The sequence below is a fragment of the Ancylobacter sonchi genome (assembly GCF_018390695.1).
Taxonomy (GTDB): domain Bacteria; phylum Pseudomonadota; class Alphaproteobacteria; order Rhizobiales; family Xanthobacteraceae; genus Ancylobacter; species Ancylobacter sonchi.
Genome location: NZ_JAHBGF010000036.1, coordinates 265716 through 284629 on the forward strand (window position 1 = coordinate 265716; position 18914 = coordinate 284629).

General features: G+C 68.9%; 14 protein-coding genes. 10 read left to right on the forward strand and 4 right to left on the reverse strand.

What is annotated here, in order from left to right:
* The first annotated feature begins 406 nt into the window (after positions 1-406).
* The gene (locus KHC28_RS22050; RefSeq protein ID WP_214010511.1) at positions 407-3196 is read left to right on the forward strand and encodes an Rne/Rng family ribonuclease; all 2790 of its coding nucleotides are present in this window, start codon (positions 407-409) and stop codon (positions 3194-3196) included.
* 125 nt (positions 3197-3321) lie between these two features.
* On the opposite strand, the gene KHC28_RS22055 is transcribed toward KHC28_RS22050, so the two are convergent.
* Complete coding sequence (locus KHC28_RS22055) at positions 3322-4530, reverse strand: pyridoxal phosphate-dependent aminotransferase (protein WP_246565101.1); 1209 nt, start codon at positions 4528-4530, stop codon at positions 3322-3324.
* A 334-nt stretch (positions 4531-4864) separates the two neighbouring features.
* Here KHC28_RS22055 and KHC28_RS22060 point away from each other — a divergent pair, with 334 nt between their 5' ends.
* From KHC28_RS22060 to aat, 6 genes are all read left to right on the forward strand, one after another.
* A complete protein-coding gene (locus tag KHC28_RS22060; protein WP_246565137.1) occupies positions 4865-6238 on the forward strand; it encodes a M48 family metalloprotease in 1374 nt (457 codons plus the stop codon).
* A 53-nt stretch (positions 6239-6291) separates the two neighbouring features.
* Complete coding sequence (locus tag KHC28_RS22065) at positions 6292-7077, forward strand: DsbA family protein (protein ID WP_214010512.1); 786 nt, start codon at positions 6292-6294, stop codon at positions 7075-7077.
* Positions 7078-7251: 174 nt separating this feature from the next.
* Positions 7252-7704 (forward strand): type II 3-dehydroquinate dehydratase, encoded by a 453-nt coding sequence (aroQ, locus tag KHC28_RS22070; protein WP_214010513.1) that lies wholly within the window; start codon positions 7252-7254, stop codon positions 7702-7704.
* Positions 7705-7733: 29 nt separating this feature from the next.
* Positions 7734-8204, forward strand: coding sequence for an acetyl-CoA carboxylase biotin carboxyl carrier protein (gene accB, locus KHC28_RS22075; RefSeq protein WP_376772781.1), 471 nt, complete (start codon positions 7734-7736; stop codon positions 8202-8204).
* Between the two features lie 8 nt (positions 8205-8212).
* Positions 8213-9565, forward strand: a complete 1353-nt coding sequence (accC, locus tag KHC28_RS22080; RefSeq protein ID WP_214010514.1) for an acetyl-CoA carboxylase biotin carboxylase subunit — start codon at positions 8213-8215, stop codon at positions 9563-9565.
* Between the two features lie 173 nt (positions 9566-9738).
* Positions 9739-10419 carry a leucyl/phenylalanyl-tRNA--protein transferase gene (gene aat / locus KHC28_RS22085; protein WP_214010515.1) on the forward strand — a complete coding sequence of 227 codons (681 nt, stop codon included), beginning with the start codon at positions 9739-9741 and terminating at the stop codon, positions 10417-10419.
* Here the strand turns inward: aat and KHC28_RS28045 are convergent.
* From KHC28_RS28045 to KHC28_RS22100, 3 genes are all read right to left on the reverse strand, one after another.
* A complete protein-coding gene (locus KHC28_RS28045) occupies positions 10350-11060 on the reverse strand; it encodes a DUF2155 domain-containing protein (RefSeq protein ID WP_214010516.1) in 711 nt (236 codons plus the stop codon). The two genes, aat and KHC28_RS28045, sit on opposite strands and share 70 nt — an antisense overlap.
* 133 nt (positions 11061-11193) lie before the next feature.
* Positions 11194-11607, reverse strand: a complete 414-nt coding sequence (locus tag KHC28_RS22095) for an NADH:ubiquinone oxidoreductase subunit NDUFA12 (protein ID WP_214010517.1) — start codon at positions 11605-11607, stop codon at positions 11194-11196.
* Between the two features lie 101 nt (positions 11608-11708).
* Positions 11709-12905 carry an MFS transporter gene (locus tag KHC28_RS22100; protein WP_214010518.1) on the reverse strand — a complete coding sequence of 399 codons (1197 nt, stop codon included), beginning with the start codon at positions 12903-12905 and terminating at the stop codon, positions 11709-11711.
* Positions 12906-13502: 597 nt separating this feature from the next.
* On the opposite strand from KHC28_RS22100, the gene KHC28_RS22105 reads away from it, so the two are divergent.
* The 3 genes from KHC28_RS22105 (at position 13503) to KHC28_RS22115 (ending at position 18907) form a co-directional block, all read left to right on the forward strand.
* Positions 13503-17225, forward strand: a complete 3723-nt coding sequence (locus tag KHC28_RS22105) for a vitamin B12-dependent ribonucleotide reductase (protein ID WP_214010519.1) — start codon at positions 13503-13505, stop codon at positions 17223-17225.
* Positions 17226-17380: 155 nt separating this feature from the next.
* Positions 17381-18217: an ATP-grasp fold amidoligase family protein gene (locus KHC28_RS22110; RefSeq protein ID WP_214010520.1), complete on the forward strand. Its 837-nt coding sequence runs from the start codon at positions 17381-17383 to the stop codon at positions 18215-18217.
* Positions 18218-18532: 315 nt separating this feature from the next.
* The gene (locus KHC28_RS22115) at positions 18533-18907 is read left to right on the forward strand and encodes a GFA family protein (RefSeq protein ID WP_214010521.1); all 375 of its coding nucleotides are present in this window, start codon (positions 18533-18535) and stop codon (positions 18905-18907) included.
* Positions 18908-18914 lie beyond the last annotated feature (7 nt).

An 18914-nucleotide genomic window follows, 5' to 3' on the forward strand; every position in this document is an offset into this window, starting at 1 on the left:
GCGACTGAGCGGCCCTCGCGGACCGCGCGCCACGGTGACGCTTGAGCCGACGACGTGTCGGGGCCACGGAACGCCGCTTGCCGGCGCCGGCTCTCTTCTGAGCTGATCGTGGCTTTTCCGCGCCATATGCCGTCGGCCGGGTCGTTCGCGACCGCGGCTACCTGTTCGGTCGAGGAATGGACGACACCAGAGTGATGACACGTCAGCCGGCATGGGCGGATCGGGCACCGAGCGGGACTTCCCGCCCGGCGCGTGATCGCCGGATGTCGGCGCTGCGTCGCTCGCGCCCCGCATGCGAGGCCGCTCGTCCCCCTGGCCCGGTATCGCCCCCCGCTTACAGGCACGCCTTTCGCCGTCCGGCTGCGCTCGCGCCGCCGACGCCGCCGTGCCCCCATATGAGAGTTCAATGGCCAACAAGATGCTCATCGACGCCACCCACCCGGAAGAGACCCGGGTCGTGGTGGTGCGCGGCAGCCGAGTCGAGGAATTCGACTTCGAGGCCGCCAACCGCAAGCCGCTGCGCGGCAACATCTATCTCGCAAAGGTCACGCGGGTAGAGCCGTCCCTTCAGGCCGCCTTCATCGAGTATGGCGGCAACCGGCACGGCTTCCTCGCCTTCAGCGAGATCCATCCCGACTACTACCAGATCCCGGTCGCCGACCGGCAGGCCCTGCTGGCCGAGGAAGAGCGCCAGCAGCGCAAAGAAGCCGAAGAGGAAAGCGAGGAGCGCCCGCGCGGCCGCAGCCGTCGTGGCCGCGACGACAAGTCGAGCGCCAAGCGTGCCGCCGGCGACGAGACGGTGAGCGAGGACGCTCCCGCCGAGGGCGCCGATGCCGACGCCGACGACAACGCAAGGGAAGCCTCCTCCCGTCCGTCCCGGCGCTCGCGCCGTCCTTCCGCCGATGACGAGCCGACCGGCGAGGTCGAGGAAATCGCCGGCGAGGAAGAAATCGTCGACGAGGTCGGTTCCGACGACGCGCTCGAGGAAGTGCCGGAGCGCGCGCCGCAGCGCCGTGCCCGCACCTACAAGATTCAGGAAGTGATCAAGCGCCGGCAGGTGATGCTGGTGCAGGTCGTGAAGGAAGAGCGCGGCAACAAGGGCGCGGCGCTGACCACCTATCTGTCGCTCGCCGGCCGCTATTCGGTGCTGATGCCGAACACCGCCCGTGGCGGCGGCATCTCCCGCAAGATCACCTCGGCCGAGGACCGCAAGCGCCTGAAGGAGGTTGCCTCCGACCTCGACGTGCCGGAGGGGATGGGCATCATCCTGCGCACGGCGGGCGCCAGCCGTACCAAGACCGAGATCAAGCGCGACTTCGAATACCTGCTGCGCCTGTGGGAGAACGTGCGCGAGCTCACCCTCGCTTCCACCGCCCCGGCGCTGGTCTATGAGGAAGGCTCGCTGATCAAGCGCTCGATCCGCGACCTCTACAACAAGGACATCGACGAGGTCCTGGTCTCCGGCGACGACGGCTATCGCGAGGCCAAGGACTTCATGCGCATGCTCATGCCGAGCCATGCGAAGAACGTGAAGCCCTATCGCGAGCAGCAACCGGTCTTCGCCCGCTTCGGGGTGGAGAGCCAGCTCGACGCGATGTTCCTGCCGGTGGTGCAGCTCAAGTCCGGCGGCTATCTCGTCATCAACCCGACCGAGGCGCTGGTCTCGATCGACGTGAACTCGGGCCGCTCGACCCGCGAGCACAATATCGAGGACACGGCGCTTAAGACGAACCTCGAAGCGGCGGAAGAAGTTGCCCGCCAGCTGCGCCTGCGCGACCTCGCCGGGCTGATCGTCATCGATTTCATCGACATGGACGAGAAGCGCAACAATCGGGCGGTCGAGCGCAAGCTCAAGGACTGCCTGAAGAACGACCGCGCCCGCATCCAGCTCGGCCGCATCTCGCATTTCGGCCTGATGGAGATGAGCCGCCAGCGCATCCGCACCGGCGTGCTGGAGTCTTCGACCGAGGTCTGCCCGCATTGCGGCGGCACCGGCCATGTACGCGCCTCCTCCTCCGTGGCGCTGCAGCTGCTGCGTGCCGCCGAGGACCTGCTGCTCAAGTCGAACACGCATAACCTCATCGTGCGCACCCGCGCCGAGAACGCGCTCTATGTGCTCAACCACAAGCGCGCGCATCTGCACGAGCTCGAAGAGCGCTTCGGGGTGATGATCACCATCTCCGCCGATCCGACGCTCACCGGCCTCATCCCCTTCGCCATCGACAAGGGCGATGCGGTGCCGAACCCGATCCCCCTGCCCCGCCCCGCCGAGCTGGTGGTGGAGATCGAGGAAGAGGAAGAGGTCGTCGCCGTCGAGGAAGAGGAAGAAGTCGCTGCGGAGGCCGAGAGCACTGCTGCGGCCGCCCCGGCTCCCGCCGCCTCGGGCGAGCAGGCGCCGCAGGGTGATGGCAATCGCCGTCGCCGCCGTCGCCGTCGGCGTCGGCGCGGTGGTTCCGGCAATGGCGAGACTGGCGACGCGGGCAACGATACGGAGCTGAGCGGCGTCGAGTTCGAGGGCGAGGACGAAGGCGAAGGCGACGAGGAACAGACGGGCGAGGACTGGTCGATCGGCGGCAACGCCGAGACGGTGATCGCCGTCGCGCCGGTCGAGGGCGAGGCGGCGGCGGAAGCCGTTGCTTCGGCCGAGGAGGCCAGCATCGCCGAGACCGTGGCCGACGCTCCGCTTGCGGACACGCCGACCGTCGACGCGCCGGCCGACGCAGTCGTCGCCGAGGAAGCCACGACCGACGAGGCCAAGGCTCACAAGCCTAAGCGCGCTCGCCGCGCCAGCACCCGCCGTCCGCGTGGTGCCAAAGCTGCGGAAGCCGCTGCGGAGGCCACGGCTTCCGAGGCAGCTCCGGCCGAAGCCGCTCCGGCGGCGGAGGCCCCGGCCGCCGAGGCTCCGGCCAGCGCCGAGGCCGAGGCACCGAAGCCGCGCCGCCGTCGCTCGACGGTGCGCGAGCGTGCCCCGGTCGCGTCGGACGCCGCCGCCGAGACGGTGGTCGAGGCCGCGCCTGTCCCCGCGGAACCGGCCGCCCCGGCCGAGCCGGCCTCCGCTGAGGCGGAAGCCGCCCCGGCGCCTGAGGCTGGCCAGGTGGAGACGGAAGCCTCCGTCGCCGAGGCCGCGCCCGAGGCGCCCGCCGATGATCGTCCCCGCCGCACCGGCTGGTGGCAGCGCAAGATCCTCGGCAACTGAGCGTTCGCCGCTCCTGAAACACGAAACCCCGGTCCGCCTGCGCGGGCCGGGGTTTTTCTTTGGCCGTCCGATGGCCGACAGGCCGGCGCGGCGAACGCTCCCGCCGCCGGCGGGGTCGCCGTCACCTATCCCCGGCGCAGGAACTCGCCGATCCGCTCCACCGCCAGCGCCATCTCGTCGAGAGCGCCGGCATAGGAGAAGCGCAGATAATGGTGGCCACGATGCGGGTCGAAATCGACGCCCGGTGTCGCCGCCACCCCCGCCTCGTCGAGCAACCGCCGCGCGAAACCCGCCGAATCGTCGGTGAAGCGCGACACGTCGGCGTAGAGGTAGAACGCGCCGTCGACCGGCAGGAATTCCGGCAGCCCAACCTTGGGCAGCTCGCGGGTTAGCAGGAGCCGGTTCGCCTCGTAGCCGTGCTTCACGACTTCCATCTCGGCGACGCCGTCGAAGGCGGCCTCGGCGGCGACCTGCGACAGAGTCGGCACCGAGATCATCAGGTTCTGCTGCAGCCGCTCCACCGCCCGCACCAGCGGCGCCGGCATCACCATCCAGCCGACCCGCCAGCCGGTCATGCAGAAATATTTCGAGAAGGAATGGATCACCGTCGCATGCGGCGACATCGCCGCCGCCGTGGCGGCGGGAAAGGCGTAGTCGAGGCCGTGATAGATCTCGTCGGAGAGGAAGCGGATGCCTTCCGCCTCGGCGGTGCCGATCAGCTCGGCCAGCGCCTCCGGGCGCATCATGGTGCCGGTCGGGTTGGCCGGGCTCGCCACCAGCACGGCCTTCAGCGGCGCGCGGCGATGCGCCGCCAGCAGCGCCTCCGGCGTGATCGCCCAGCGCGAGGCGGCGTCGGTCTCGATCAGCACCGGCTCGCAGCCGAGCGCGGTGAGGATGTGCCGGTAGGGCGGATAGCCGGGATTGGCGATCGCCACCCGGTCGCCCGGCTCCAGCAGCGCCAGGAAGGCCAGCAGGAAGCCGGCGGAAGAGCCGGTCGTCACCACCACCCGCGCCGGGTCGAGATCGACGCCATAGGCTTCGCCATAATGGCGGGCGATGCGCGCCCGCAGGCCCGGCAGGCCGAGCGCCGTGGTGTAGCCGATCCGCCCCTCGTCGAGCGCCCGCCGCGCCGCCGCGCGGGCGGCGAGCGGCGCGGGGGCCGCCGGCTGGCCGACTTCCATATGCACCACATGGCCGCCCGCCGCCTCGATCTGCGCCGCCCGCTCCATCACGTCCATGACGATGAAGGGAGCGATCTCGCTGCGCCGCGAGGGCGTGGCGAGCAGCGCGGCGGCAATGTCGAGCGTGGAGGGGGAAGCGAAGGAGGCGGTCATGGAAGGGGCTCTCGCCGTGCCGCCGCACCGGTGCCGCAATCTGCGGGTCGTGTGCGACGTTGCGTTCAAACGAAGATGATGCATACCGGTCTTGACCCCGACCCGCGGAGCGGGTCAGGTCGCGGCACTCGCATGCAGTCGATGGATGATGCTTCTGACCCGCCTTGACAACCCCCCGCTTCGACGGAGCCGGACCACATACGGGATTGTGGCCTGTCGGCGTGTCGCCCATGGACTGGCCGGCCATCGGCTCGCCACCCATCGGCTTGCCGCCCATCAGCTTGCCGCTACGGGGCGCCGCGTCGGCCGGGCAGCCGTCCGCCTCGCGCTCGGCCTGTCCTTCGCGGTTCCGCCCGCGCTCGCCCCGCTCGGCTTTCCGGCGGTTGCGCAGGCGCAGGAAAGCGGGCGACGCAACCCGACCGTCATCCGCGACACCGAAATCGAAAACCTGCTGCGCGACTATATGCGGCCGATCTGGAAGGCCGCCGGGCTGACGCAGCAGAATCTGCGGGTCGTCATCATCTCCGATCCGTCGTTCAACGCCTTCGTGATGGACGGCAAGCGCATCTTCGTGAACACCGGCGCGCTGGCCAGCAGCGAGACGCCGAACGAGATCATCGGCGTACTGGCGCACGAGACCGGCCACATCGCCGGCGGCCATCTCGCCCGCATGCGTCTGGAGCTGGAGAACGCCCAGACCATGGCGATCATCGGCACGCTGCTGGCCGCCGGCGGCGTGGCGGCCGGGGCGGCCTCGGGCGGCAATATGGGCGGCGCCGCCGCCGCGCTCGCCGGGCCGGGCGAGATCGCCCGCCGCTCGGTGCTCGCCTATGCCCGCGCCCAGGAGCAGGCGGCGGACCGCTCGGCGGTCACCTATCTCACCGCGACCAAGCAGTCGCCGGTCGGCATGGTGAAGACCTTCGAGCGCATGCAGAACGACCAGATGTTCATCAGCCAGCGCGTCGACCCCTATGTGCTGAGCCACCCGATGGCGCGCGAGCGCGTCGCGGCGCTGGAGGACCTCGTCGCCAAGAGCCCCTATCGCGACGCCAGGGATTCGCCGCAGCTGCAGGCCCGCCACGACATGATGCGCGCCAAGCTGGTCGGCTTCTCCATGCCGCCGGACGCGGTGGCGCGGCGCTATCCGCCGTCGAACACCTCGCTGCCGGCCCGCTATGCCCGCGCCATCTCCGCCTATCGCTACGGCGCCGTGCCGGACGCCATCCGCCAGATCGACGCGCTGATCGCCGAACAGCCGAACAATCCCTATTTCTACGAGTTGAAGGGCCAGGCGCTGCTCGAGGCGAGCCGGGCTCGCGAGGCGATCCCGCCGCTGCGCAAGGCGGTGCAGCTCTCCGGCGGCGCGCCGCTGATCCGCACCCTGCTGGGCCAGGCGCTGGTGGCGGCCAATGACAAGGCCTCGCTCGACGAAGCCGTGCGAGAACTGACCTTCGGCGTGCAGCGCGAGCCGGATTCCGCCTCCGGCTGGCGCTTCCTCGCCCAGGCCTATGGCCAGAAGGGCGACCTGCCGAATGCCGACCTCGCCTCGGCTCAGTCGGCGATGCTGAGCGGCGACGTGCGGCTCGCCCGCGAGCTCGCCGCCCGCGCCCGCCAGACTTTTCCCTATGGCTCGCCCGGCTGGCTGCAGGCGGACGACATCGTCAACGTCAAGCCGCCACCGAAGAAGCGGCCGGGGCCGACGCCCTGACCGCCGGGCTTATCCGTCATCGCGCGCTGCGCATCGCATATCTGGAGACCGTCATGTCGCCGACTTCCCTTTTCCGCCGTACCGGGCGCCGCCTGCTCGCGGCAGGCCTTGCGGCATGCTTGGCGCTCGGCGTCGCCGCCGCGCCGGCCTTCGCGCTCGACGACGCCCAGCGCAAGGAATTCGAGAGCGTCATCCGCGACTACCTGCTGAAGAACCCGGAGGTGATCCAGGAGGCGATCGGCGAGTTGCAGAAGAGGCAGCAGGTGGCCGCCGACGAGCAGCGCAAGCAGGCCATCGTCAAGCTGAAGCCGCAGATCTTCGATTCCCCGCACGGCGTGGTGATCGGCAACCCGAAGGGCGACGTCACGCTGGTCGAGTTCTTCGATTACAATTGCGGCTACTGCAAGCGCTCGCTGCCCGATCTGGTGAAGCTGATCGAGAACGACCCGAAGCTCAAGGTGGTGCTCAAGGAGTTCCCGGTGCTCGGGCCGGGCTCGGTCGAGGCGGCGCAGGTCGCGGTCGGCGTGAAGCTCGTCGCGCCGGAGAAGTATTTCGCCTTCCACCAGGCGCTGCTCGGCGGCCGCGGCCAGGCCAACCGCGCCCGCGCGCTGGAAGCCGTCACCGAGGCCGGCATCGACCGGGCGGCGGTGGAGAAGGCGATGGCGAGCCCGGAGGTCAACGCCACGCTCCAGGAGAGCATGCAGATCGCCGACGCGCTCGGCATCGACGGCACCCCGAGCTACATCACCGGCGACGCGGTGATCATCGGCGCGGTCGGCCACGAGCAGCTGAAGGGCGCCATCGATTCCGTGCGCAGCTGCGGCAAGGCGGCCTGCTAAACTCCCGTACGACCCGTGCCGGCACCCGCCGGCACGGCTTTCCCACAGTTACCCGCGGGTCAGCGGGCCGTTGCCGCGCCGTAAAGCCTTTAGGGGCTTGGCCTCGGGCGAGCCATTGCCTATAACCCCGCGGTCGTGCTGGCTTCCGCCGGCCGGGCCGTCACTCGGGACATCATGACCGACACCATTCAATCCGGCACCGTTCACGTCATCAACGGACCGAACCTCAACCTGCTCGGCACGCGCGAGCCGGCGATCTATGGCCGCACCACGCTCGCCGATATCGAGGCACTGTGCCGCTCGGCCTGCGAGCAGCACGGGCTCACGCTCGTCTTCGGGCAGTCGAACCATGAGGGTGAACTGGTCGACATGATTCACGCTGCGCGCAATTCGCTCGGCGTGGTGCTGAATGCGGCGGCCTATACCCACACATCGGTCGCGCTCGCCGACGCCATCAAGGCGGTCGGCGTGTCCGCCATCGAAGTCCATCTGTCAAACGTCTTTGCCCGCGAAGCCTTCCGCCACCACTCCTACATTTCGTCGGTCGCCCGCGGGGTGATCTGCGGCCTGGGAGCTGAGGGCTACCGGCTCGCGATCGACGCGCTGGCCCAGGCACGCGTAAGTTGAGGGGGACGGGCAAGGACCGTCACGGGATCATGATGAAAACCACCAAACCCGCCATCGACCCCGCGCTGGTGCGCGAGATCGCCAATCTCCTCTCCGAGAGCGACCTCACCGAGATCGAGGTACAGCACGAGGATCTGCGCATCCGCGTCGTCCGCGCCGCTCCCACCGTCTACGCCGCCCCGGCGCCGGCCTACGCCGCGCCGGCTCCGGTGGCTGCCGCCCCGGCCGCGAGCGCCGCGCCCGTCTCGGCCGATCCGGCCAAGCACCCCGGCGTGGTGCCCTCGCCGATGGTCGGCACCGCCTATCTCGCCCCCGAGCCCGGCGCCCGCGCCTTCATCGAGGTCGGCACGGTGGTGAAGGAGGGCCAGACCCTGCTCATCGTCGAGGCGATGAAGACGATGAACGCCATTCCCGCGCCCCGCGCCGGCACCGTCACCCGGATCCTGGTGAACAATGGTCAGCCCGTCGAATATGGCGAGCCGCTCGTGATCGTCGAATGAGGAAGCCGATGTTCGGCAAGATCCTGATCGCCAATCGCGGCGAGATCGCTCTCCGGGTGCTGCGCGCCTGCAAGGAGCTCGGCATCGCCACCGTCGCGGTGCACTCCACCGCCGACGCCGACGCCATGCACGTCAAGCTCGCCGACGAGAGCGTGTGCATCGGCCCGCCGGCGGCCAAGGACAGCTACCTCAACATTCCCGCCCTGCTCGCCGCTTGCGAGATCACCGGCGCCGAGGCGGTGCATCCGGGCTATGGCTTCCTCGCCGAGAACGCCCGCTTCGCCGAGATCCTCATCGACCATGGCGTGAAGTTCATCGGGCCGAAGCCCGAGCACATCCGCATCATGGGCGACAAGATCGAGGCCAAGCGCACCGCCAAGAAGCTCGGCATCCCCTGCGTGCCCGGCTCCGAGGGTGGCGTCTCCTCCGACGAGGAAGCCGCTCGCGTCGCCGCGGAGATCGGCTTCCCCGTGCTGATCAAGGCCGCCGCCGGCGGCGGCGGGCGCGGCATGAAGGTCGCCCGCTCGCCGGAGGAGCTGTCCTCGGCGCTGTCGACCGCCCGCTCCGAGGCCCGCGCGGCCTTCGGCGACGACGCGGTCTACATCGAGAAATATCTCGGCACGCCGCGCCACATCGAGATCCAGGTGCTCGGCGACGGCCAGGGCAACGCCATCCATCTCGGCGAGCGCGACTGCTCGCTGCAGCGCCGCCACCAGAAGGTGCTGGAGGAGGCCCCCTCCCCGATCATCACCCCCGAGCAGCGGGCGCGGATCGGCGAGACGGTCTCCAAGGCCATGCGCGACATGCAGTATCTCGGTGCCGGCACCGTCGAGTTCCTGTATGAGAACGGCGAGTTCTATTTCATCGAGATGAACACCCGCATCCAGGTGGAGCATCCGGTGACCGAGGCCATCACCGGCTTCGACCTGATCCGCGAGCAGATCCGCGTCGCCGCAGGCGAGACGCTGGGCTACACGCAGGACGACGTGAAGATCGACGGCCACGCCATCGAGTGCCGGATCAATGCCGAGCACCCGCGCACCTTCCGGCCCTCGCCGGGCAAGATCACCTACTGGCACGTGCCGGGCGGGCTGGGCGTGCGCATCGATTCGGCGGTGTATCAGGGCTATTCCATCCCGCCCTATTACGACAGCCTCGCCGGCAAGATGATCGTCCACGGCGCCAACCGCGAGGAGTGCCTGATGCGCCTCAAGCGGGCGCTGGACGAGTTCGTGGTCGAGGGCATCGAGACCACGCTGCCGCTGTTCCGCGAGCTGGTCGTCAGTGACGACATCAAGCGCGGCGCCTACGACATCCACTGGCTCGAAGCCTTCCTCGCCGAGGGCGAGCCGGCCAGCTGAACGACCCATTGAAGGCGCCTCCAGGCGCCTTCATCGTTCTGCGGTTACCAAAGGCGCCCGGGGGCGCCTTTGGTGTTTTCGGACGTTCGAGCCCTCCGTGGGCGCCTTCACTCTTTCCGGATCGCGCGTCGCCGAGCCTTCACACCTTCGTCGCCCTGCGTCATGCTGAGCCCATGTCACGCCCGCGCGAACACCAGGTCGAAATCACCCCGGAAGTACTGCTGAAGGCCTATGCCTGCGGCATCTTCCCCATGGCCGAGAGCGCGGACGACCCAGGCCTCTACTGGATCGAGCCGGACAAGCGCGGCATCATCCCGCTGGCGAATTTCTCGATTTCCAGCCGCCTCGCCCGCACCGTGCGCTCGGACAAGTTCGAGATCCGCGTCGATCATGATTTCGAGGCCGTGCTACGCGCCTGCGCCGCGCCGGCGGAGGGGCGCCCCTCCACCTGGATCAATGCCCGCATCCACAAGCTCTATTGCGACCTGCATGCGCGCGGCTATTGCCACTCGGTCGAGGCCTGGCAGGACGGCGCGCTGGTCGGCGGGCTCTACGGCGTGCGGCTCGGCCGCGCCTTCTTCGGCGAGAGCATGTTCCACATCGCCCGCGACGCCTCGAAGGTGGCGCTGGTGCATCTGGTGGCGCGGCTGAAGAAGGGCGGCTTCACCCTGCTCGACACCCAGTTCGTCACCGATCACCTGCGCAGCTTCGGTGCCGTCGAGGTGACACGCCAGCGCTACGCCGGGCTGCTCGCCCGGGCGCTGGCCGACGGCGAGGCGGATTTCTACTGCTGGGGGCCGGGCGAGGCGATCACCGGCGCCGTCTGCTTGCAGTCGATCAGCCAGGCGTCATAGATCGGGTGCTCGATGCCGTGCAGGCCGGGGCTGGAAGCGAACATCCAGCCGCCGAACAGCGGCTTCACCTCGCCGTCGAGGCCGATCTCCTGCACCTCGACGAAACCGGTGGTGTTCTGCGTCTCGTTTTCCGGCCGGGTGTAGCAGGCGCGCGGGGTGATGCGCAGCGCGCCGAACTGCACCGTCTCGCCCACCGCCGCGTCGAAGGTGATGATGCGCCCGGTGATCTTGTCGAGGCCGGAGAACACGGCGGTCTTGTTGGCGATCTTCTGCGCGGGCGGCTGCACCACCTCGATGTCGCCCTGCGGGCCGACGGTGGCGCTGCCCGGCACTTCCGGCGGCGGCGCGGCCGGCTCGCGCGGCTCGTCGGCGCGAGGCTGCTGGGCACGCTGGGCCGGACCGGCCGGCGGCTCCATGATCGAGGGCACGCCCGGACCGCCCGGCAGCGGCGAATCGGGGTTCTCCACCGGACCGCCGCTGGGCGGGGCCAGCGGCGCCGATTCTACACCGCCCTGCCAGCCCTGCTGGGCGAAGGCCTGCCCGGCCGACAACACGGCGACGCCGAGGGCGAGGATCCGCACGGTGGCAAGGACAGGTCGAAGCGGAAGGCGCCGATACGCGGCGGTCGAACCCGAAGTCATGATGCAGCCTCTGTCGGCGCGCGCCGACGACGCGCCCGCACGTCGGCAGATGGCGAGGCAATACGGCGATGTAGCGGCAAGCGGCCCATGCGGCCGCTCACAAAGGTGCGCAGTGCCGCTGCGTCGGCGCCATTCACTCCGGCGTCCAGGCCCGGTAATCGCCGGTCACCGCCGGGCGGTGGCCGAAGCCCAGCGTCGAGCCGGGCGGGCGGTAGGCCTCGATGGTGCCGGTCGGGTTCGGCCGGTGCGGCTTTTCCCACTCGTACGCCTTGTAGTCTTCCTTGCTCGGCGGCACGTCGGAGCGCTGGTGCATCCAGGCGTGCCAGCCGGGCGGAATCGCGGTGGCCTCGGCATAGCCGTTGAAGATCACCCAACGCCGCTCGAAGCCGAGCGCCGGATCGATGGCGCCGCCCTTGGTACGGTAGTACTTGTTGCCGAACTGATCGTCGCCGACGAACTCGCCGTGCCGCCAGGTGTGGACGCGGGTCCCGATGGTGTTGCCGTTCCACCAGGTGAAGAGTTCGGTGACGAAGGTCGAGAGATTCACGGGCTGAGTCCCTGAAGGCCAAAGCGGGCCGAAAGCTGGATCGGCGGGAACATGCCACCCGCGCCGTCCCCTGTCCAGATAAGGAACGGCCGGGCGCCGGCTCAGGCCGTGCCGCCGCGGCCTTCTGTGGCAAAATAGCCAAGCGCGGCGAGCATCACGACGATACCCGCCGCCGACACCGCCGGCCAGCCGCCGAGCACGTAGAGCGGGCTCGCCAGCGCCGAGCCGATCGCGCCGCCGAAGAAGAACAGCGCGATATAGAGTGCGTTCAGCCGCGAGCGGATCGCCGGATCGAGCATGAACAGCGCGCGCTGGCCGAAGACGAGGTTGGCCGCCGCCGCCAGATCGAGCACCACCGCGCCGATGGCCAGCACCACCACCGAGCCCACCGCCACACCGGTGGCGGCGATCAGGAAGCCGGCCACCGCGCTCACCAGCGCGATGCCGGTGCCCAGCCGCGCATGGCCGCGATCCGCCAGCCGCCCGGCGAGCGAGGAGCCGAACACCCCCGCCGCGCCGGCGAGCGCAAACAGCGCGATGCCGCGCTGGTCGAGGCCGAAGCGCGGACCGGCGAGTTCCAGCGGCACGGCGGTCCAGAACAGGATGAAGGCGCCGAACATCGGCAGCTGGTAGGCGATGCGCCGGCGCAACACCGGCTGGCTGCGCAGGAGCCTGGGAAACGAGCCGATCAGCGCGAGCATGCCGAGCCGCCCATGCGGGTGGCGCGCCGGCAAGGCGAGACGCAGCCCCACCGCCAGCGCCGCCATCAGCGCTGCCGAGGCGAGGAACACCGCCCGCCAGCCAAAGGCATGGGCGATCAGGCTGGCGGCCGGCCGCGCCAGCATGATGCCGGCCATCAGCCCGGCCACCACATTGCCCACCTTGCGCCCGCGCTCCTCCGGCCGGGCGAGATGCGAGGCGAACGGCACCGCCACCTGCGCCACCACCGAGCCGAGCCCGTAGACCAGCGCCGCCCCCGCAAACACCAGCGGCGCGTGCGCGCTGGCGGCGATGATGAGCCCGATACAGGCGCAGACCAGAACCAGCCCGAGCAGCCGGCGATTCTCCACCGTATCGCCGAGCGGCACCACCAGGAGCAGCCCGGCGATGTAGCCGATCTGGCCGAGGGTGACGACAAGGCTGGCGATGCTCTCGTCGAGGCCGATATCGGCACTGATCAGCGCGATCAGCGGCTGGGCGTAATAGAGATTCGCCGCCCCGGCCCCCGCCGCGAGGGCGAGAAGAAAAAAGGTGAGGTCGCTGGCGGTCCCATGGGGCCGCTCATCCGCTCCGTTCATCGGCTGTCTCCGGTAAGCCGGCCGTTGTGCGGTGCGGGAGCACGTCTGTCCACCACCGGCGGCGCAGGGCCGTCATGCGCGGACGCAACGGAAAGTCCGGCACGGTGTTACGCACGAACGTCACGCAAAACGGCTAAAATCGCCTGCGGGGTAGTTTCCCCACTTTTCTCGCTATCCAGCGCAGCCCTCATCGATCCCGCCTCCGCGCTGGACTCCCGCGCCGAATCCGCGCTCGATAAGGCCTCGGGGGTAGCCACCGGCTTCGCCCCACCCCATATACAATATCTAGACGGTTTGTTTACGAACGCCCCATATCTTGACGTGGTCAAGTGACTCGTACAGGTTGATGTCGTTCCCGATCGGTCGGCCTTCACGTCGGCTTGGGATGTCTCAACCCAGTCAATGTGTACTCGCGGCGGTGACGCCGGAGCGTTTCCGCGCGTCGTCTTGCGGGTTGAAGTTCGAAATTTACGGGAACGATAGACGCCGGCTGGCGGTCGTCCCCTTCAAGACAGAGGGCCTGGATACGGATCCAGGCCTCATCGATACAGCGCGGCGGCACGGGACCGCGCCTTGAGCGAGTTGGGGACGAAGATCATGCGCATCGAGCGCCGCTATACCAAGGCCGGTCGGTCACCCTATGCGGACATCGCGTTCCGCCAGGCAACGAGCGAAATCCGCAACCCGGATGGCTCCATCGTCTTTCGCCTGGAAGGGATCGAGGTGCCCGAGCACTTCTCCCAGGTGGCGAGCGACATCCTCGCCCAGAAATATTTCCGCAAGGCCGGCGTGCCCGCGAAGCTGAAGCGCGTCGAGGAAGAGACAGTTCCCTCCTTCCTGTGGCGCGGCGGCGCCGACGACAAGGCCCTCGCCGGCCTCCCCGAGAAGGAGCGCTTCGTCGGCGAGACGCAGGCGACTCAGGTCTTCGACCGTCTCGCCGGCACCTGGACCTATTGGGGCTGGAAGGGCGGCTACTTCGATTCGGAGGAGGACGCGCAGGCCTTCTTCGACGAGCACCGCTACATGCTCGCCATGCAGATGGCGGCGCCGAACTCGCCGCAATGGTTCAACACCGGCCTGCACTGGGCCTATGGCATCGACGGCCCCGGCCAGGGCCATTTCTACGTCGACTACGCGACGACTAAGCTGACCCGCTCGAAGTCGTCCTACGAGCATCCCCAGCCGCATGCCTGCTTCATCCAGTCGGTGGGCGACGACCTCGTCAACGAGGGCGGCATCATGGACCTGTGGGTGCGCGAGGCCCGCCTGTTCAAGTACGGCTCGGGCACCGGCTCCAACTTCTCCGCCCTGCGCGGCGAAGGCGAGAAGCTGTCCGGCGGCGGCCGTTCCTCCGGCCTCATGTCCTTCCTGAAGATCGGCGACCGCGCCGCCGGTGCCATCAAGTCGGGCGGCACCACCCGCCGCGCCGCCAAGATGGTGGTGGTCGACGCCGACCATCCCGATATCGAGACCTATATCGACTGGAAGGTGAAGGAGGAGCAGAAGGTCGCTGCCCTCGTCGCCGGCTCCAAGCTGGTCGCCCGCCACATGAAGGCGGTGATGAAGGCCTGCGTGAACTGCGACGGCGACGGCGAGGACTGCTTCAACCCGGAGAAGAACCCCGCCCTGAAGCGCGAGATCCGCGCCGCCAAGAAGGCGCAGGTGCCGGAGAACTACATCCGCCGCGTCATCCAGTTCGCCCAGCAGGGCTACACCGACATCGATTTCCCGATCTACGACACCGACTGGGATTCGGAGGCGTATCTGACCGTCGCCGGCCAGAACTCCAACAATTCGGTGCGCGTCGACGACGCCTTCCTGAACGCGGTTCAGTCGGACGCCGACTGGAACCTCGTCGGCCGCACCACCGGCAAGATCACTAAGACGCTGAAGGCCCGCGAGCTCTGGGAGAAGATCGGCCACGCCGCCTGGGCCTGCGCCGATCCCGGCATCCAGTTCCACACCACCATCAATGACTGGCACACCAGCCCGGCCGGCGGCCCGATCCGCGCGTCGAACCCGTGCTCGGAATACATGTTCCTCGACGACACGGCGTGCAATCTCGCCTCGCTGAACCTCCTGCAGTTCCGCAAGGCGGACGGCTCGTTCGACGTCGAGAGCTACGAGCATGCCTGCCGCCTGTGGACGGTAGTGCTGGAAATCTCGATCCTGATGGCGCAGTTCCCCTCGAAGGAGATCGCCAAGCTCTCCTACGAGTACCGCACCCTCGGCCTCGGCTACGCCAATATCGGCGGCCTGCTGATGACCTCCGGCATCCCCTATGACTCGGCGGAAGGCCGCGCCTATTGCGGCGCGCTGACCGCGATCATGACCGGCGTGTCCTATGCCACTTCGGCGCAGATGGCGAAGGAGCTCGGGCCGTTCCCGAACTACGCCCCCAATGCCGATCAGATGCTGCGCGTCATCCGCAACCATCGCCGCGCCGCCTATGGCGAGGCCGCCGGCTACGAGGCGCTCGCCACCGATCCGGTGCCGCTCGACCACGCCTCCTGCCCCGACCCGATCCTGATCGAGCGCGCCAAGGCGACCTGGGACGAGGCCCTCACCCTCGGCGTCGAGCACGGCTACCGCAACGCCCAGACCACGCTGCTCGCGCCCACCGGCACGATCGGCCTCGTCATGGACTGCGACACCACCGGCATCGAGCCCGATTTCGCGCTGGTGAAGTTCAAGAAGCTGGCCGGCGGCGGCTACTTCAAGATCATCAACCGCGCCGTGCCGGAGGCGCTGCGCACGCTCGGCTATTCCGAGAGCCAGCTCGCCGAGATCGAGGCCTATGCGGTCGGCCACGGCTCCATCGCCCAGGCTCCGGCGATCAACCACTCGACGCTGCGCGCCAAGGGCTTCGACGACGCCATGCTGGCGAAGATCGACGGCAGCGTGAAGTCGGCCTTCGACATCAAGTTCGTCTTCAACCGCTGGACGCTCGGCGACGAGGCGCTGGCCAAGCTCGGCATCCCCGCTTCCAGCCTGGCCGACCCGACCTTCGACCTGCTCGGCCATCTCGGCTTCTCGAAGAAGGACATCGAGGCCGCCAACGTGCATGTCTGCGGCGCGATGACGCTGGAAGGCGCGCCCTTCCTGAAGGTCGAGCACTACCCGGTGTTCGACTGCGCCAATCCGTGCGGGCGCATCGGCAAGCGGTTCCTCTCGGTCGAGAGCCACATCCGCATGATGGCGGCGGCGCAGCCCTTCCTGTCGGGCGCGATCTCCAAGACCATCAACATGCCGAACGACGCCACCGTCGAGGACTGCAAGGAGGCCTACCTGCTCTCCTGGCGTCTGGCGCTGAAGGCCAACGCGCTCTATCGCGACGGCTCCAAGCTCTCCCAGCCGCTGAACTCGCAGCTCGTCGCCGATGAGGATGACGAGGAGGATCAGGTCGAGGCGCTGCTGGAGAAGCCCGCCGCCGCCCGCACCACCCAGGTGGTCGAGAAGATCGTCGAGAAGGTGGTGGAACGCATCATCGAGGTCCACAACCGCGAGAAGATGCCCGATCGCCGCAAGGGCTATACCCAGAAGGCGGTGGTCGGCGGCCACAAGGTGTACCTGCGCACCGGCGAGTATGATGACGGCCGCCTCGGCGAGATCTTCATCGACATGCACAAGGAAGGCGCGGCGCTGCGCTCCTTCATCAACAACTTCGCCATCTCGGTGTCGCTGGGCCTCCAGTACGGCGTGCCGCTGGAGGAGTATGTCGACGCCTTCACCTTCACCCGCTTCGAGCCCGCCGGCCCGGTGCAGGGCAACGACACCATCAAATACGCCACCTCGATCCTCGACTACATCTTCCGCGAGCTGGCGGTGTCCTATCTTGGCCGCAACGATCTCGGCCATGTCGACCTCTCCGAGTCGAACTTCGACGCGCTTGGCAAGGGCGTGGACGAGGGCAAGGCCTCGCCGGGCGCGACCCCGGCCTCGCGCATGGTCTCCAAGGGCCTGACGCGCGGTCGCTCGGTCGGGCTGATGGTGGTGCCCTCCTCGGCGGTGGGCGGCGAGCCTCGTGCGGCGGGCGCGGCGAACGTCACCAGCCTGCGCGGCGGCCTCACCCAGGGCGCGACCGCGCTGAAGCCGGAGGCGGAAGACGAGGCGGAGGCGGAAGTTGCCGCCGAGACCGATGCGCTGCCGTGGGCGGCTCCGGCGGCCAGCGCCCAGCCGACCAAGGCCGAGGCTCGCGCCATCGCCCGCGCCAAGGGCTATGAGGGCGAAGCCTGCCCCGAGTGTCAGAACTTCACCATGGTGCGCAACGGCACCTGCCTGAAGTGCGAGACCTGCGGCTCGACGACCGGTTGCAGCTGAGCCGTCGCGGGTCCGCCCGCAGCCGGCTCCCGCTTGGACAGGGAGGCCCGTGAGTTCGCTCGCGGGCCTCTTTGCGTTCGGCCGTCGGACGACTGGATTGCGGCCGTTCTCCTGCCTATGGTGCGCGTCCGGTAACGTTGAGGCAGGAGACGTGCATGACGGGCTGGGTCGAGTATCAGCGGCGGCGCATCGCCGGCGAGGAGCCGGACGTCCCCTGGTTCGTGGGCGACAAGCTGAAGGCCTACGAGTTCGCGACCAAGATCAGTCTCCGCACCCCGGCGCGCTACGCCGTGTTCCGCTCGATCGAGGAGTTCAACCCGGACCTCGCCCCCGGCTATTTCGTCTGCAAGCCGACTGGCATGCACTCGACCGAGGGCGTGATGATCCTCAAGCGGGAAGCCAAGGGGCGCTACCATGATTTCCTGCGCAAGCGCGACCTGACCACCGAGCAGATCCTCGCCGAGCAGCGGCACTGCTACGAGAACAACCGCTACAAGGGCTCGTTCCGCCTGATACTGGAGGAATTGCTGCTGCCCGAGGACAGCCGGCAGGGTCCGGTTCCGTGGGACTACAAGCTCTACTGCTTCGGCGGCCGCGTGGAGCTGATCACCCAGATCGATCGCAATGGCGACCGGCCCGCCATGGCGTGGTTCGGTCCCGATTTCGCCGAGTTCGACCGCGACGCCCATCTCGAAAACGACTGGAAGCTGATCCAGCCGGGCACGCCGCGCCGCCCCGCCTGCTGGCAGGAGATGCTGGGTGCGGCCCGCCAGGTCATGGCCGCGCTCAAGACCCCGTTCGCCAGCGTCGACCTGTTCGCCACCCCCTGGGGACCGGTGCTTGGCGAGATCACCCTCGCGCCCGGCGGCCCCTATTACGGCAAGATGTACCGCTTCAAGCCCGATTACGACGCCCGGCTCGGCGCGCTCTGGGAAGAGGCGGAGCGCCGGCTGCGCGGCGAGGCCCCCGCCGCCGCAGGCGAGCCCGGCTGAGGATAGGGTTTCCGACGGCGCAGGCCTGAACGCTCAGATACCGGCGAGAGCGCAGATCCTCGACGGGCGCGTCTCCGCAACGTGCAGGCCTCGACGGGGTCCGAGCCTTGATGAAGGCCGGCCTCGGCGACGCGCCGATTCGCGGGAGCCGGACCTCCATGTGTCCGGGCCTCCATGTGGCCGTGCCTCCATGTCGCCCGCCCCCACCTATCCGCCCGTTGCGTGCCGCCACGCCGCGTTGCCCGGCCTGCCTCGACATGCCCGGCAACCTCGTCCACCCTGCCGGCTGTCCTGAGCCGCATGAGGAAGCCCGAAATGTCCGATACGCCCCCGGCCACCGCCCGCGCCTTTACCGGCGCCTGTCATTGCGGCGCGGTGCAGTTCGAGTGCAGCCTCGACCTTTCCGGCGCCATTGTCTGCAATTGCTCGATCTGCTCCGCCAAGGGGCTGATCATGGCCTTCGCGCCGGCGGAAGCCTTCCGCGTCACCGCCGGCGAGGACCATCTCAACGAATATCGCTTCAATCGCCACGTCATCGGCCACATGTTCTGCACCACCTGCGGCGTCGAGCCCTTCGCCAAGGGGGAGATGCCGGACGGCACCAAGATAGCGGCGGTGAATGTCCGGTCGCTGAAGGGCGTCGACCTCGCCGCCCTCACCCCCGCGCCCTATGATGGCCGCTCGGCCTGATCGAACC

What these genes read in the sequence shown, in the direction of transcription:
- KHC28_RS22050 (WP_214010511.1), top strand. Translation starts at nt 407, where the DNA reads ATGGCCAACAAGATGCTCATCGACGCCACCCACCCGGAAGAGACCCGG.
- KHC28_RS22055 (WP_246565101.1), bottom strand. Translation starts at nt 4,530, where the DNA reads ATGACCGCCTCCTTCGCTTCCCCCTCCACGCTCGACATTGCCGCCGCG.
- KHC28_RS22065 (WP_214010512.1), top strand. Translation starts at nt 6,292, where the DNA reads ATGTCGCCGACTTCCCTTTTCCGCCGTACCGGGCGCCGCCTGCTCGCG.
- aroQ (WP_214010513.1), top strand. Translation starts at nt 7,252, where the DNA reads ATGACCGACACCATTCAATCCGGCACCGTTCACGTCATCAACGGACCG.
- accB (WP_376772781.1), top strand. Translation starts at nt 7,734, where the DNA reads ATGATGAAAACCACCAAACCCGCCATCGACCCCGCGCTGGTGCGCGAG.
- accC (WP_214010514.1), top strand. Translation starts at nt 8,213, where the DNA reads ATGTTCGGCAAGATCCTGATCGCCAATCGCGGCGAGATCGCTCTCCGG.
- aat (WP_214010515.1), top strand. Translation starts at nt 9,739, where the DNA reads ATGTCACGCCCGCGCGAACACCAGGTCGAAATCACCCCGGAAGTACTG.
- KHC28_RS28045 (WP_214010516.1), bottom strand. Translation starts at nt 11,060, where the DNA reads ATGACTTCGGGTTCGACCGCCGCGTATCGGCGCCTTCCGCTTCGACCT.
- KHC28_RS22100 (WP_214010518.1), bottom strand. Translation starts at nt 12,905, where the DNA reads ATGAACGGAGCGGATGAGCGGCCCCATGGGACCGCCAGCGACCTCACC.
- KHC28_RS22105 (WP_214010519.1), top strand. Translation starts at nt 13,503, where the DNA reads ATGCGCATCGAGCGCCGCTATACCAAGGCCGGTCGGTCACCCTATGCG.
- KHC28_RS22110 (WP_214010520.1), top strand. Translation starts at nt 17,381, where the DNA reads ATGACGGGCTGGGTCGAGTATCAGCGGCGGCGCATCGCCGGCGAGGAG.
- KHC28_RS22115 (WP_214010521.1), top strand. Translation starts at nt 18,533, where the DNA reads ATGTCCGATACGCCCCCGGCCACCGCCCGCGCCTTTACCGGCGCCTGT.